The 14,658-nt window shown below is 72.4% G+C and carries 10 protein-coding genes; 4 read left to right on the forward strand and 6 right to left on the reverse strand.

Features of this window, described 5'->3' with window-relative positions; genetic code table 11:
* The first annotated feature begins 13 nt into the window (after nt 1-13).
* Genes ACIGDI_RS09050 through ACIGDI_RS09060 form a run of 3 tightly spaced genes read left to right on the forward strand, consistent with a single transcriptional unit; the run spans nt 14 to nt 5,429 of the window.
* On the forward strand, nt 14-1,813 hold the full coding sequence (locus ACIGDI_RS09050; protein WP_399892751.1) for an alpha-galactosidase D: 1,800 nt from the start codon (nt 14-16) through the stop codon (nt 1,811-1,813).
* Between the two features lie 20 nt (nt 1,814-1,833).
* Entirely contained in the window at nt 1,834-4,197 is a 2,364-nt protein-coding gene (locus ACIGDI_RS09055; protein WP_399892754.1) for a glycosyl hydrolase family 95 catalytic domain-containing protein, read from the forward strand.
* Nucleotides 4,194-5,429 carry an SGNH/GDSL hydrolase family protein gene (locus ACIGDI_RS09060; protein WP_399892757.1) on the forward strand — a complete coding sequence of 412 codons (1,236 nt, stop codon included), beginning with the start codon at nt 4,194-4,196 and terminating at the stop codon, nt 5,427-5,429. The genes ACIGDI_RS09055 and ACIGDI_RS09060 overlap by 4 nt, the downstream gene beginning before the upstream one ends.
* 10 nt (nt 5,430-5,439) lie before the next feature.
* Here ACIGDI_RS09060 and ACIGDI_RS09065 read toward each other — a convergent pair whose 3' ends face one another.
* From ACIGDI_RS09065 to ACIGDI_RS09085, 5 genes are all read right to left on the reverse strand, one after another.
* On the reverse strand, nt 5,440-8,394 hold the full coding sequence (locus tag ACIGDI_RS09065; protein ID WP_399892760.1) for an AAA family ATPase: 2,955 nt from the start codon (nt 8,392-8,394) through the stop codon (nt 5,440-5,442).
* Nucleotides 8,395-8,497: 103 nt separating this feature from the next.
* A complete protein-coding gene (locus tag ACIGDI_RS09070; RefSeq protein ID WP_399892763.1) occupies nt 8,498-8,851 on the reverse strand; it encodes a UBP-type zinc finger domain-containing protein in 354 nt (117 codons plus the stop codon).
* Nucleotides 8,848-10,305 carry an ATP-binding protein gene (locus ACIGDI_RS09075; RefSeq protein ID WP_399892766.1) on the reverse strand — a complete coding sequence of 486 codons (1,458 nt, stop codon included), beginning with the start codon at nt 10,303-10,305 and terminating at the stop codon, nt 8,848-8,850. The genes ACIGDI_RS09070 and ACIGDI_RS09075 overlap by 4 nt, the downstream gene beginning before the upstream one ends.
* Nucleotides 10,302-11,978: an FAD-dependent oxidoreductase gene (locus ACIGDI_RS09080; RefSeq protein ID WP_399892769.1), complete on the reverse strand. Its 1,677-nt coding sequence runs from the start codon at nt 11,976-11,978 to the stop codon at nt 10,302-10,304. The genes ACIGDI_RS09075 and ACIGDI_RS09080 overlap by 4 nt, the downstream gene beginning before the upstream one ends.
* 133 nt (nt 11,979-12,111) lie before the next feature.
* Complete coding sequence (locus ACIGDI_RS09085) at nt 12,112-12,468, reverse strand: VOC family protein (protein WP_200700255.1); 357 nt, start codon at nt 12,466-12,468, stop codon at nt 12,112-12,114.
* A 61-nt stretch (nt 12,469-12,529) separates the two neighbouring features.
* Between ACIGDI_RS09085 and ACIGDI_RS09090 the strand changes: the two genes are divergently transcribed.
* Entirely contained in the window at nt 12,530-13,402 is an 873-nt protein-coding gene (locus tag ACIGDI_RS09090; RefSeq protein WP_399892773.1) for a universal stress protein, read from the forward strand.
* A 2-nt stretch (nt 13,403-13,404) separates the two neighbouring features.
* Here ACIGDI_RS09090 and ACIGDI_RS09095 read toward each other — a convergent pair whose 3' ends face one another.
* Complete coding sequence (locus ACIGDI_RS09095; RefSeq protein ID WP_399892776.1) at nt 13,405-14,640, reverse strand: DUF4032 domain-containing protein; 1,236 nt, start codon at nt 14,638-14,640, stop codon at nt 13,405-13,407.
* Nucleotides 14,641-14,658 lie beyond the last annotated feature (18 nt).

The following is a 14,658-nucleotide window of genomic DNA, read 5'->3' on the forward strand; positions in this document are numbered from 1 at the left end:
GGAGGTACGACCCATGCGGTCATCCTCGTACTCCGTCCTGCCCGCACGCGCCCTGAGAGCGGCGGTGGTCCTGGCCCTCGCCGCAGGAGCCGTCACCGTCGCCCCCGCGGCCCACGCCGCGACCGCCGACCCGGCGCCGATCGCCGCCAAGCCCTACATGGGCTGGTCGAGTTGGAGCATGCAGTCGTCCAAGTACCCCGGCCTCAACCCGGACGGCGACTACAGCTACCTCACCGAGGCCAACGTCACCAAGCAGACCGACGCCCTGGCCGCCAAGCTCAAGAAGTACGGCTACGAGTACGTCAACATCGACGCCGGCTGGTGGCGCGACAACACCTGGAAGCCCGAGTACGACCAGTACGGCCGCCAGAAGGCCGACCCGAAGCGCTTCCCCAGCGGCATGAAGGCCGTCGCCGACCGCATCCACGCCAAGGGCCTCAAGGCCGGCATCTACCTCCCCGCCGGACTGGAGAAGGAGGCGTACAACGACGGCAGGACCCCCATCTGGAACGCCGACGGCTGCACCACCGCCGACATCGTCTACGGCGACCTGCGCACCACCAACGGCTGGGACAGCTCCTACAAGCTCGACTTTTCCCGCCCCTGTACCCAGAAGTACATAGACTCCCAGGCCCGGTCGATCGCCGGCTGGGGCTACGACTTCCTCAAGCTCGACGGCGTCGGCCCCGGCTCCGGAAAGAGCGGCGACCAGTACGACAACGTTGCCGACGTGGCCGCCTGGCACAAGGCCATCGCCGCCACCGGCCGCCCGATCCACCTCGAACTGTCCTGGTCGCTGGACATCGGTCACGCCGACGACTGGAAGAAGTACTCCAACGGCTGGCGCATCGACACCGACGTCGAGTGCTACTGCAACACCCTCGTCAGCTGGGAGAACTCCGTCGACGACCGCTGGGACGACGCCCCCGGCTGGACCCGGCACGCAGGCCCCGGCGGCTGGAACGACCTCGACTCCCTCGACGTCGGCAACGGCGCGATGGACGGCCTGACCAAGGCCGAGCGCCAGAGCTACGCCACCCTCTGGGCCATCGCCAAGTCGCCCCTCTACACCGGCGACGACCTCACACGGCTCGACTCCTACGGCCTCTCCCTGCTCACCAACAAGGAAGTGATCGCGCTCGTTCAGGGCGCCACGCCGCCCGCACGCCCGATCACCCCCTCCGACCCGCAGCAGGTGTGGGCCGCGAAGAACCCCGACGGCAGCTACACCGTCGCCCTGTTCAACCTCGCCGGCTCACCCGCCGCCGTCACCGCCCCCTGGGCATCCCTCGGCTTCACCGGCAAGGCGGCCGTGCGCGACCTGTGGAACCACGAGAACCTCGGCAGCTTCAAGGACGGGATCACCGAGGCCCTGCCCGCCCACGGCTCCCGCCTGTTCACCGTCACCCCGCACGGCACCACGCTCGCCTTCACCGGCTACGAGGCCGAGGCACCGGCCAACACCCTGGCCGCTAACGCCTCCGTCGCCGACTGCTCCGCCTGCTCCGGCGGCAAGAAGGTCGGCAACCTCTACCTGGGCGGCAAGCTCACCGTCAACGACATCGTCGTCCCCAAGGCGGGCACCTACCAGGTGAAGATCGCCTACGTCAGCGGTGACGCCCGCTCGGTGGCCGTCTCCGCGAACGGCGGCGGCGCGACGAACCACAAGTTCCCCTCGACCGGCGACTGGGGAACGACCGGGACCGTCAGCGTGCCGCTGACCCTCAAGGCCGGCTCCAACACGATCACCTTCGACAGCGGCAACGGCTACGCGCCCGACATCGACCGGATCGACGTACCCAAGTCGTCCTGACCGAGCCACCAGGAGCCGCCATGAACACCCCGCTGCCCAGACGCGACGTGCTCGCCCTCGCCACCGCGACCGGCGCCGCCCTCGCCGGCCTGCCCGCCTTCACCGCGTCGGCCGCACCACAGCGGCCCGCCGGCGCTGAGACCGTCCAGAGCGCCGACCCCCGCCACGAGCTGTGGTGGCAGGCCCCCGCCGACGACAACTCCATGATCGAACAGGGTCTCCCGGTCGGCAACGGCCGCCTCGGCGCCCTCGCGAGCAACGACCCCGGCCACGAACTCCTCCTCCTCACCGACGCCACGATGTGGACCGGAGGCCTCAACGACACCCTCGACGCCGACGGCCAGTTCCCCTACGGACGCGACGACTTCGGCTCCCTCACCCTGCTCGCCCGGCTCACCGTCGACATCCCCGACCACGACCTCGGCGCCGTCTCCGGCTACCGCCGCACCCTCGACCTCGAACGCGGCGTGGTGACCACGTCGTACATCCGCTCGGGCGTCACCTACCGGCGGCAGATCTTCGCCAGCCGCCCCGACGACGTCATCGTCCTGCACTTCACCCAGAGCGGGGCAGGCCGCTACACCGGCACCGTCACGCTGTCCGGCACGCACGGCGAGGACCCCGCCGTCTCCTTCGGAGCGGCCCTCCCCAACGGCCTGAAGTACGGGGCCGCCGTCACCGCCCACGGCACCGCGGGCCGCGTCACCGTGGACGGCGGGCACATCTCCTTCACCGGGTGCAAGGACCTCACCGTCGTGGTCAGCGGCGGCACCGACTACGCGCCGGACGCGGCCAGGAACTACCGCGACCCGTCCCTCGATCCCCGAAAGCTCGCCCGCACCAAGGTGCGTGACGCCGCCGCCCACTCGGCCGACACCCTGCTGCGCACCCATGTCGCCGACCACCGCGCGGCAGCCGGCGCGTTCGGTCTCTCCCTGGGCACCTCCACACCCGAACAGCGCTCCCTCGACACCTGGGAACGGATCCGGGCCCGCGCCCGCGACGGCGAGCCCGACCCCGAACTCGAGGCCGCCTACGTCCACTTCGGCCGCTACCTGATGATCTCCGGATCGCGCGGCAGCCTGCCCATGGGCCTGCAGGGCCTGTGGCTCGACGGCAACGACCCGGCGTGGATGGGCGACTACCACACCGACATCAACATCCAGATGAACTACTGGATGGCCGACCGCGTCGGCCTGACCGGCTGCTTCGAGGCGTTCACCGACTACTGCGTCGCCCAGCTGCCGTCCTGGACCGACCTGACCGGCCGCCTGTTCAACGACCCGCGCAACCGCTACCGCAACTCCAGCGGCAAGAACGCCGGCTGGACGGTCGCCATCTCCACCAACCCCTACGGCGGAGGCGGCTGGTGGTGGCACCCCGCCGGCAACGCCTGGCTGTGCAACACCCTCTGGGAGCACTACGAGTACACCCTCTCCCGCACACACCTGGAGAAGATCTACCCGCTCCTCAAGGGCGCCTGCGAGTTCTGGGAGGCGCGGCTGCTGACGACGACCCTGCCCGGCACCTCCCGGGAGGTGCTCATCGCCGACAGCGACTGGTCGCCCGAACAGGGGCCCCTGGACGCCAAGGGGATCACCTACGCCCAGGAGCTCGTCCACGCCCTGTTCGGCAACTACTGCGTGGCCGCGGCCGCGTTGAAGCGCGACAACGGTTACGCGCAGACCGTCTCCGGCCTGCGCAAGCGCCTCTACCTGCCTCAGGTCAGCCCCAAGACGGGCTGGCTGGAGGAGTGGATGTCCCCCGACAACCTCGGTGAGACCACCCACCGTCATCTCTCCCCGCTCGTCGGCCTGTTCCCCGGCGACCGCATCCGCCCCGACGGCTCCACCCCGGCCGACATCGTGGACGGTGCCACCGCCCTGCTCACCGCCCGGGGCATGAACAGCTTCGGCTGGGCCAACGCCTGGCGCAGCCTGTGCTGGGCCCGCCTGAAGAACGCCGACAACGCCTACCAGCTGATCGTCAACAACCTCCACCCGTCGACCGGCGGCGGCAACGGCACCGCCGCCAACCTCTTCGACATCTACGAACTCGGCCCGGGCAACGGCATCTTCCAGATCGACGCCAACTTCGGCACCCCCGCGGCCGTGACCGAGATGCTCCTGTACTCCCGCCCCGGCCACCTGGAGCTCCTCCCGGCCCTGCCCGACGCCTGGGCCGCCTCCGGCTCCCTCACCGCGGCTCCCGCGCGCGGCGGATTCGTCGTCGACCTACGCTGGACGGACGGCAGGCCGACCGAGGTGCGCATCCGCAGCGTGGGCGGCCGCAGCACGACGGTTGCCTACCGTGGCGCATCCCGGACCGTGATCGTGGAACCCGGCGCATCCATGATCCTCAAGGGGAAGGACTTTGTGCGGTGAGGGGCCGATTCGCGCGAGCCGCCCGGCTGGCCGCCCTGCTGGTACTGGCCGGCACGGTACAGGCGGCACCGGTGCACGCATCCGAGGTGGCACACCCGTTCACCGTGCTGGGCACCCCCGACCGGCGCGACGTGGTCACCTGGGGCGCGAGCGCCGACCGGATGGGCGACGCCGTCGCCGACCGCAGCTACCGGCTGGTCGTCCACACCAGCGTCGGCGGCGGCGATCTGCGCATCCGGCTGTCGAACGCCTTCGGGGACCGGCCCGTGACCTTCGACAGCGTCTACGCCGGCCTGCGCCGGGACGGCGCCGAACTCGTCCACGGCAGCAACCGCCCCCTGACCTTCTCCGGCGCACGCTCCGTCGTCGTCCCCGCCGGCGGCGTCGCGCTCAGCGACCCGCTGCCTGGCCGGCTGCCGGCCGCGACCGACCTGGTGATCAGCATCCACACGCCGGACGCCGCAGGCCCGGCGACCGGCCACTGGATGGCCATGCAGACCTCCTATGCCACCCAGGGCGACCACACCGCGCAGGAGAGCGCCGGTGCCTGGACGGAGACCACCGGGTCCTGGACCTACCTCGACGCCGTCTCCGTACGCCCGCCCACCGGCACCGCGGCGGTCGTCGCCCTCGGCGACTCCATCACCGACGGCTGGCAGTCCACCAGCGACCTCGACCGCCGCTGGCCCGACTACCTCGCCCGCCGCCTGCGCACCGCCCACACCCGGGTCAAGGGCGTCGCGAACGAGGGGATCTCCGGCAACAAGGTCCTCGCCGACGGCGCCGGCCAGAGCGCCCTGAACCGCCTGCGGCGCGACGTCCTCTCCCAGCCGGGTGTGCGCACCGTCTTCCTCTTCGAGGGCGTCAACGACATCAAGGCCCATACCGGGGTCACCGCCCAGGACCTGATCGCCGGCTACCGCGAGATCGCCCGGCGGGTCCACGCGGCGGGCAAGTGCGTCGTCGCCGCCACCGTCGCCCCCTTCAAGGGCTGGTCCGAGTGGGACCCGGCGGGGGAGGCCGTACGCCAGGAGGTCAACACCTACCTCCGCGGCAGCGGGGACTTCGACGCCGTCACCGACTTCGACCACATCCTGCGCAGCCCCTACGACCCCGAACGGATGCTGCCCTTCTTCGACGGCGGCGACCACATCCACCCCAACGACAAGGGCATGCAGGCGATGGCCGACGCCGTCGACCTCTCCCGCCTCGACTGCGCCGGACGGAGGTGAGGACCCCGGCTCAGCCGGACGCCTGGTGCTCGGGCGCGACCAGGCCCTGCCGGTAGGCGATCGCCACCGCTTCGGTACGGCTCGCCGCGCCCAGCTTGGCCAGGATGTTGGAGACGTGCACGCTCGCCGTCTTGCCGGTGATGAACAGCTCCTCGCCGATCTGCCGGTTGCTGCGGCCGCGAGCCAGGAGCCGCAGCACGTCCTGCTCGCGGGCCGTGAGCGGCGAGCTGCGCTCCCCGTCCGCCGGACCGGCGGCGAGCCGGCCGCGGCGTATCAGACCGTCCAGACGCTCCAGCAGGGGCGCCGCCCCGAGCCGCTCGGCCACCGTCCGCGCCGCACCGGCCTGCGCGGCCGCCTCCTGCCGCTGGTCGGCCGCCAACAAGGCCTCCGCATACCGCACTTGGCAGCGCAGCCGCTCGTACACGTCCCCGTAGTCGAAGGCGGCCACCGCCTTCTCCCAGGCTGTTGCGTCCGGCCCGGACACCGCCCGCGTCCACTCCGCCTCCGCGCGCGCCAGCCAGGCCCGGCCCTCGGGGCCCTGCGGCGGGTCGTCCTCGTCACGCCGGGCCACCTCGCGGGCCAGCGCGACCAGCTCGTCGGCGGTCTCCCGCCACGGGTGGGACTCGCCGCCGGCCGACCGCAGCTCCACGGCGGCGTCGGCCACCGCCGACAGGGCGAGCGCCGCCAGCCGGACCGCCACGTCGGGGCGCGTGCCCGCGTCGTCGGTCAGCGCCTCGACCGTGGCCCGCACCCGCTCCACGGCCGCCCGCGGATCGCCGCGCAGCACGGCCGCCTCGGTCAGCACGATGCCGGCGACCAGTGCGGCCATCCAGTCGAACGGCCCGTCCAGGAGGGACTTCGCCCGCTCGGCGGCCTCCAGATCACCGCGCGCCAGCGCCACGTACAGGGCCGGGGCCATCGCGTACCCGCCCGCCGAGGGGAGCACCGCCGCGTCGGCGGCCGCGGCCCGCAGGCACTCGTCCCAGTGGCCCAGCGTGTACAGCACCACCAGGTGCAGGTACCGCATCTCCAGCGGATACGGCGAGGACAGCAGTCCGGCCCGGCGGGCGCGCTCCAGGCCCTCGGTCACCCAGCGCAGACACCCTTCGAGGTCACCGGACTCATAGCTGCCGATGGCGAGGTTGAACAGGGCCCGCATCTCCACGGGCGCGTTGCCCGCGCCACGGGCGAGTTCACGGGCTTCCGCCAGCTGTGCGCGCCCCGCCGCCCCGCTGCGGCCGCCGGGGCCCAGGACGGCCAGGGAGACGAGCAGGTCAGCCTGCGCGTCCTTCACCCGCAGCTGCTCGGCGACGCCCAGCGCGTGCCGCGCCACCCGGAGCGCGGCCTCGTTCTCGCCGATGTGGCGTGCGGCCATGACATGTGTGGCGGCGGCCCACACCCAGGTGCGGCTCGGCGGTTCGGCGGGGATCAGCGACAGGGCCTCGCTGCTGTAGGCGAAGGCGGCCGTCAGGCTGTCGACGCTCATCAGATTGCCGGCCAGCGTGTACCGGACCCGGGCGGCGAGCTCGGCGTCCGCGTCCGCGCCGATTCCCGCGAGGGCGCCCCGGGTGAGGGACACGGCCCGATGTGTCTCACCGGCGTGCGCGGCCGCCGCCGAGGCCCGCAGGGTGAGCGTCACCCGGTCGACGCCCTCGCCGGAGGGGCGTGCCGCCGCGTCCACCGACGCCCACAGGTCGAGCGCGGTCTCGAGGTGCCGTAGCTCCTCGGCGGGCGCGCCCACCCGCTGGGCGTGGTCGGCGGCCTCCAGCGACGCGGTGAGCGCCTCGGCCAGGTCGTGGCTCTCGCGGTAGTGGTGGGCGCGCTCGGCCGCGGTCTCTCCCGAGCGGCCGCGGCCCGCGAGCAGGCGGGCGAACGCGCCGTGCAGTCGCGCCCGTTCGCCCGGCAGCAGATCCGCGTAGACGGCCTCCCGCGCCAGCGCGTGCCGGAAGGCGTAGGTGTCCCGGTCGCCGGGGACGAGGAGCTGGTGTCCGGCGGCCTCGCGCAGCGCCGACTCCAGCTCGTCCTCGGGGAGCCCTACGGCGTCCCGCAGCAGATCGTGCTCGACGCGGCGGCCGGCGACGGCGGCCGTGCGCAGCACCTGCTGGGCGGTGTCGGACAGCTGCTCGACACGGATGAGCAGCACGTCGGCCAGGCCGCTCGGCACCCCGCCGGCCTCCGAGCCGGTGGCGGCGACCAGCTCCTCCGCGTAGAAGGCGTTGCCCTCGGCCCGCTCGACGATGCGGCGGACCGTGGCCTCCGGCAGCGGCCTGCTCCGCAGCGCCCGCACCAGGCGGGTGACCTCGGCGTCCGCCAGGGGCCGCAGTTCGAGCCGCTCCACGGCCGGCAGGCGTACCAGCTCGGCCAGGAGGGGACGCAGCGGATGACGGCGGTGCAGGTCGTCCGAGCGGTACGAGGCGAGGACGGCGAGCCGGTGGGCGGGGGCGCCGCCCGCGGGGCGCTGCAGGACGCCCCGGCTCAGAAGGAAGCGCAGCAGGTCGCGGGAGGACTGGTCGGCCCAGTGCAGATCCTCCAGGACCAGCAGCACGGGCGCGCGATCGGCGAGGTCGGCCAGCAGCTGGGCCATGCCCTCGAACAGTCGCAGCCGCCCGCCCGCGTCCCGCACCGCCTCCGACCCCGAGCCGAGCAGCCGGTCCACCACGGGATGCGCCGCCAGCACGGGCGCGAACCGCTCGTCGGCGGCGAGCATCCCGAGGACCTCGGTGAACGGCAGATACGGCAGGCCCACGTCACCGAGGTCGACGCAGTGCCCGGTCAGCACGGTCGTGCCGGCCCCCGCCGCCCGCCGGGCGACCTCGTCCAGCAGCCGGGTCTTGCCCACTCCGGCGTCCCCGGCCACGAGCACGGCTCCCGCCTCGCCCCGCCGGGCACGCTCGAGCACGTCGGCGAGCCGGGCGAGATCCTCGTCGCGCCCGATCAGCGGAGTGGCGAAGCCGGTTTCAGTCACACGCCCATCCTGGCACCCACCACTGACAGCGGGGGTGCCGATCCCAGGGGCGCGACGGGCCACGGACCACCCACGCGCGCCACGCCACCGCCCCCCGAGGCGTTCATCCCCTCAAGACCCGCGCCCAGTCCTGCGGCACCCGCCCCGCGGGCCCCGGTGCGGGCTGCTCCGCGGGATGGCTCGACGGCGGCGCCAGCTCGGGCCCCGACTCGTACAGCTGAGAGCTCTCGAAGTCCCAGAACCACTCCTCGCCGGGCTCGAAACTGCGGATCACCGGGTGTCCGGTGGCGTGGTAGTGGGCGGTGGCGTGCTTGGCCGGCGAGTCGTCGCAGCAGCCGATGTGCCCGCACTGCGCGCAGCGCCGCAGATGGAACCACCAGCCGCCCGCCTCCTCGCACTCGACGCAGCCGGTGCCGCTCGGCGGAACGCCGGGATCGATACCGTCGCCGCTGCTCATGCGCTCTCCTCGGGTGTCTCGTCGGCCGGGGCCGTCAACGGAAGCAGGACCTGGAACCGGGTGTCGCCGGGTTCGGACTCCACCTGGAGCGTGCCGTGGTGTTTGTTCACGACGATCCGCCAGGAGATGTCCAGCCCCAGGCCGGTGCCCTCGCCGACCGGCTTGGTGGTGAAGAAGGGATCGAAGATACGGTCGCGGATCTCCGGCGGCACGCCCGGTCCGGTGTCCTTGAACTCCACCAGCAGCCGGTCGTTCTTCATTGCCGTCCGCACGGTCAACGTGCCGTCCCCGCCGGTGCTGTTCATGGCGGAGACGGCGTTGTCGATCAGGTTGGTCCACACCTGGTTGAGCTCCGCCGGGTACGCCGGGATCCTCGGCAGCGTCCGGTCGTAGTCCTTGACGACCTTGATCCGTTCGCCGGTCTTCCCGGAGAGCATCAGCAGTGTGCTGTCGAGGAGTTCGTGGACGTCGGCGACCTGGAAGGGCGCCCGGTCCAGCTGCGAGTACTGCTTGGCCGCGTCGACGAGGTGCGAGATGCGGGTCGTGGAATCGTTGATCTCGTCCATCAACAGCTCGGTCTCGACGGTGTAGTTGAGCCAGCCGATCGCGTTCGGCAGGATCTCCTCGTTGACGGCCGCGGCGACCTGCTCCAGCCAGTCCACGTCCAGCCCGGCCTGCACGAAGGTGGGGGCGATGCGCCAGCCCTCCTGGATGCCGTGGTCGTCGAGCCAGTCGGCGAGGGCGTCCTCCCGGTCCGAGGCCTCCAGCGGGCTGAGCACCGGCGCCTTGGCGACGCGTTCGGCGGTGCGCTCCTGGATGTCGATCAGGTTCGCCATGTCCTCGGGCGTGTAGGAGCTCTGGGAGATCACGGCGAGCTTGTGCCGCATCTTGCCGACCCGCTCGCGCAGTGTCGCCGTGGCCCGGACCGCCGCGGCCGCGGGGTTGTTGAGCTCGTGCGTGAGACCGGCCGACAACGAGCCGAGCGCCAGCAGCCGTTCACGCTGGCCGACGGCCCGCTCGGTGTTCTTCGAGCCCCAGAACAGGCCCTCCAGCAGATGGACCGCCATCGGGAAGTTCTCCGCCATGAAGTCCGCGAACTTCTCGGCGGGCAGCACGAAGAACCGCGAGGGCTGCGTCACCCTCATGGAGTTGTGGTAGACCTGCCGCACCCGGTCCCCGAGGTAGGCCTGCATCGCGCCCGCGTAGGCGCCCCGCTGGGAGGTCCGCGTGACCTCCACGTCGTCCGCGCCGACCCGCCGGGACAGCACGACGGTGCCCTCGATCATCACGTAGAAGCAGGTGGCGGGGTCACCCTCGGTGTAGACGGGACCGGGTTCGAACTTCTCCACCCGGCCGGCGCTGCACAGCTGCCCGAGCTGCTCGGCGGACAGCTTCTCGAACAGGAACAGCGACCCGATCTCCTGCGGGCTGCAGGGCAGCGCCTGCCCGCTCACGACTGCTCCAGGTACCGGTGGACGAGCATCACGGCCATGGCTCCCTCTCCGACGGCGGACGCGACGCGCTTCGCGGACTCGGCGCGCGCGTCGCCCGCCACGAACACGCCGGGGATGTTGGTCTCCAGGTGGTACGGCGGCCGGTCCAGCTCCCAGTCGGCCGGCGGCCGGCCGTCCGGGGTGAGGTCGGGTCCGGCCAGGATGAACCCGTGCTCGTCGCGCAGGACCGTGCCGTCCAGCCAGTCGGTCAGCGGGGCCGCGCCGATGAACACGAACATCCACTGCGCGTCGACGAGTTCGGTCTCGCCGGTGTCGACGTCGCGCAGGGTGAGCTGTTCGAGGTGGTCGGTGCCGTGCGCGGTCTCGACGACGGTACGCGCGCGCACCGAGATGTTCGGCGCCTCGTTGATCTGCTGGATCAGGTAGTACGACATCGACGCCGCCAGGTCCGGGCCGCGCACCAGCAGCGTCACCGACTTGGCGCCCCGGGACAGGTACATCGCCGCCTGCCCGGCCGAGTTGGCGCCGCCGACGATGTACACGTCCTGCCCCTGGCAGGAGGCGGCCTCGGTCAGGGCCGAGCCGTAGAACACCCCGCAGCCGTTGAGGTCGTCGCAGCCCGGCGCCGTCAGCTGCCGATACGACACGCCGGTGGCCAGGATGACGCTGTGCGCGGCGACCGCGGAGCCGTCGGAGAACCGCACCGTGCGGGCGGCCCCGTTGACCTCCAGCCCCGAGACCTCGCGCGCGGTGAGGATCTCGGCGCCGAACTTCGCGGCCTGGCGTCGCGCCCGCTCGGTGAGCTGGGCTCCCGACACGCCGTCGGGGAAGCCGAGGTAGTTCTCGATCCGGGAGCTCTGCCCGGCCTGTCCGCCGGTGGCCGACCGCTCCACGAGAACGGTCCGCAGCCCTTCGGAGGCGCCGTACACCGCGGCACCGAGCCCGGCCGGCCCGCCGCCGATCACGACGAGGTCGTAGAAGTCGGCGGCCGGTGTCGTCGCGAGCCCCACCCGGGCGGCGAGTTCGGGGGCCTCCGGCTCCACCAGCGCTGTGCCGTCGGGGGTGATGACCAGCGGCAGCCGCTGCTCGTCCGCCCCGGCGGCCGCCAGCAGCCGCCTGCCCTCCGGCTCCTCGGCCGAGTACCAGCGGTAGGGGACCTGGTTGCGGGCGAGGAACTCCCGGACGTCCGACGAGCGCGCCGACCAGCGGTGTCCCACCACCTTGGTGCTGGGCACCGGCCGGAAGTCACTGCACCGCCAGGCCTCCAGCAGGTCGTCCAGCACCGGGTAGAGCTTCTCCTCCGGCGGGTCCCACGGCTTGAGCAGGTAGTGGTCCAGGTCGACGACGTTGATCGCGTCGATCGCCGCGTTCGTGTCCGCGTAGGCGGTCAGCAGCACCCGGCGGGCTCCCGGGTAGACGTCCAGGGCCTGTTCCAGGAACTCGATGCCGTTCATCTGCGGCATCCGGTAGTCGGCCAGGATGACGGCCACCAGGTCACCGCGCAGCTTCAGCTCGCGCAGCGCGTCCAGCGCGGACTCGCCGGACTCGGCGCGCACGATGCGGTACGACTCGCCGTAGCGGCGCCGCAGATCACGGGCGACGGCGCGGGAGACTCCCGGGTCGTCGTCCACGGTCATGATCACGGTCCGTGCGGCGTCGGACGCCTGTGCCATACCTCTCCCACCCCGAGTGGATCGGACCGACGGCCGGCGAGCGCTGTCGTGAGAGGCGGCCACCGCGTCGGCTTCCGCCCATCGTATGTTCGATCGTCCCGCTTCGCTCCGCCATGAGACGGACGGCGGACGATCAGCTCCGCCTCGGCCCCAGCACGCAGAACTCGTTGCCCTCGGGGTCCGCCAGCACCACCCAGGGCTCGTCGCCGGTCTGCCCGACGTCCGCGTGCCGGGCGCCCAGCGCCAGCAGCCGGGTCACCTCGGCCTCCTGGTCCTCGGGACGGAAGTCGAGGTGGAGACGGTTCTTGACGGTCTTCGGGTCCGTCGAGCGCCCGAACAGCAGTCCCGGCAGCCGGTCCTTCGCGGGCCGGATCTCGTACTCGTCGGGCGACTCGTCGACCACGACCCAGCCCAGCGCCTCGGCCCACCAGCGGCCGAGGGCCACGGGATCGGCGGCGTCCACGATCACCTGTTCCCATTCCAAGATCACGGGCACAGTGTAGTGAAGACTGGGCCCGACCGACGTGAGCACGACACTGGGAGGCAACCGCATGACGCGTCCGATCACCGCCGGGGTCGACGGAACCGAGGAGAGCCTCGCCGCGCTGGAGTGGGCGGCCCGGGAGGCCGTCCGCCGGAACCTCGCCCTCCGCGTGGTGCAGGCCTGGCGGTTCCAGCCGTACGAGGCGATCGACGCCGGCGACCGGGAGACCCAGGCCGGATGGGTGAAGAACGCGGTCGCCGACGCGGCCCGGGCCGTCGAGGCGCGGCACTCCGGCCTGGAGGTGATCACCGACGTGCTGGAGGGGGACACCGTCGACACGCTGGTCGGCGCCGGGGCCGAGGCCGAGATGCTGGTCCTCGGCTCACGCGGGCACGGGCCGGTCGTCGGATTCCTGCTCGGGTCCGTGGGCCAGCAGGTGATCGCCGAGGCGAGACGGCCGGTGGTGCTGGTGCGCGCCGGGGACCAGCCGTCGGCCGAGGCGGCGGGGCGGGAGATCGTCGTCGGCCAGCAGGGCGATCCGCAGGACAGCGCCGACACGCTGCGGTTCGCCTTCGAGACGGCGTCCGCCCGCGGGGCCGGGGTCCGGGTGGTGCGGGCGTGGACGCTGCCGCCGGTGTTCGCCTACAGCCCCGGTTCGATGCAGATCCTCGACCAGGCCGGGGGACTGGAGCCGTTCGAGAAGAAGGCGCTGGCTGCGGCCCTGCGGCCGTGGCGGGAGCGCTTCCCGCACGTCCCGGTGGTGGAGCACGTGGAGATGGGCAGCGCCGGGCAGGTGCTGCTGTCGGTGGCGGCGCGCGCCCAGCTGATGGTCGTCGGGCGCCGGGCGCACCGTACGGCCGTGGGCGCCCGGATCGGCTCGGTGGCGCACGGGGTGCTGCACCACGCGGAGTGCCCGGTGGCCGTCGTCCCGCACTCCTGAGGTCACTCGCCGGTCGTGGGCTGCAGCGTCTCGCGCGCCTTGGGCAGGATGTTCGTGATGTAGTCCTCGACCGCCGTGTCCAGCCCGATGTCCTGCTGCGCCCGCTCGGACAGGTACCAGCGGTGCTCCAGCAGCTCGTGGTAGATCTCCGCCGCGTCCATGGAGCCGCGCAGTTCCAGCGGCACGGCGCGCACGGTGGGCCGGAAGACGTCCCGCACCCAGCGGTGGGCCAGCACCTCGGGGCGGGCGGCGAGCGGGTCGCCCGGGGCGTAGTCGTCCTGGGTGGCCATCCAGCTCTCCAGGTCGTTGAGAAGCCTGCGGGCCTGGTTCTCCTCGGTGTCGAGACCGGTCAGGCGCAGCAGCTGGCGCTGGTGGTGGCCGGCGTCGACAACCTTGGGCACGAACGTGACCGTGTCGCCGTTCGAGGAGTGCTTGATCTGCATCTCGGCCACGTCGAAGCCGAGTTCGTTCAGCCGGCGGATCCGGCGCTCGATGTAGTGGTACTTGCCCGCCGGGTACACGGAGGTGCGGGTCAGCTCGTCCCACAGGCCGCGGTAGCGGGCGCAGATCTCCATGCCGAACTCGATCGGGTCCACCGAGGGGTGCAGCGCACCGGACGCCTCCAGGTCCAGCAGTTCGCCGCTGATGTTCACGCGGGCGAGGTCGAGGTCGTACTCCCGCTGCCCGGTGCTGAGCTGGGGGTGCAGGTCGCCGGTCTCGGCGTCGACGAGGTAGGCGGCGTAGGCGCCCGCGTCGCGCCTGAAGAGGGTGTTGGACAGGGAGCAGTCGCCCCAGGCGAAGCCCGCCAGGTGCAGGCGGACCAGCAGGACGGCGAGGGCGTCCATGAGGCGGTGCATGGTGGCCGGGCGCATGGTCGTCTCGAACATCGACCGGTACGGCTGCGAGCCGCGCAGGTGACGGGTGATCAGCACCGGCTCCAGCGGGTCGCCTTCGGCGTCGGTGCGGCCGGTGACCACGGCAAGCGGGTCGACCGCGGGGATGCCGAGCCGGTCCAGGTCGCGCAGCAGCTCGTACTCGCGCAGTGCGGGTCGTTCGGCGAGTTCCTTGACAGCGATCACCTCGTCCCCGGCGTGGGCGTAGCGCACCACGTGCCGGGAGATGCCGCGCGGCAGCGGGACGAGGTACTTCTCCGGCCACTCCTCCAGGGGCAGGTGCCACGGCAGCTCCAGCAGGAGCGCGGGGTGCTCCGGGTTCGTCGCGCTGATCTGCAGTGCCATGGGTCGCGTGTCCTCGCC

Origin of the sequence: Streptomyces sp. NPDC085900 (assembly GCF_044540925.1) — a bacterium.
Classification (GTDB): Bacteria; Actinomycetota; Actinomycetes; order Streptomycetales; family Streptomycetaceae; genus Streptomyces; species Streptomyces gilvifuscus.

Coding starts and splice junctions, on each gene's coding strand:
- ACIGDI_RS09050 (WP_399892751.1), top strand. CDS start 14: ATGCGGTCATCCTCGTACTCCGTCCTGCCCGCACGCGCCCTGAGAGCG.
- ACIGDI_RS09055 (WP_399892754.1), top strand. CDS start 1,834: ATGAACACCCCGCTGCCCAGACGCGACGTGCTCGCCCTCGCCACCGCG.
- ACIGDI_RS09070 (WP_399892763.1), bottom strand. CDS start 8,851: ATGAGCAGCGGCGACGGTATCGATCCCGGCGTTCCGCCGAGCGGCACC.
- ACIGDI_RS09080 (WP_399892769.1), bottom strand. CDS start 11,978: ATGGCACAGGCGTCCGACGCCGCACGGACCGTGATCATGACCGTGGAC.
- ACIGDI_RS09090 (WP_399892773.1), top strand. CDS start 12,530: ATGACGCGTCCGATCACCGCCGGGGTCGACGGAACCGAGGAGAGCCTC.
- ACIGDI_RS09095 (WP_399892776.1), bottom strand. CDS start 14,640: ATGGCACTGCAGATCAGCGCGACGAACCCGGAGCACCCCGCGCTCCTG.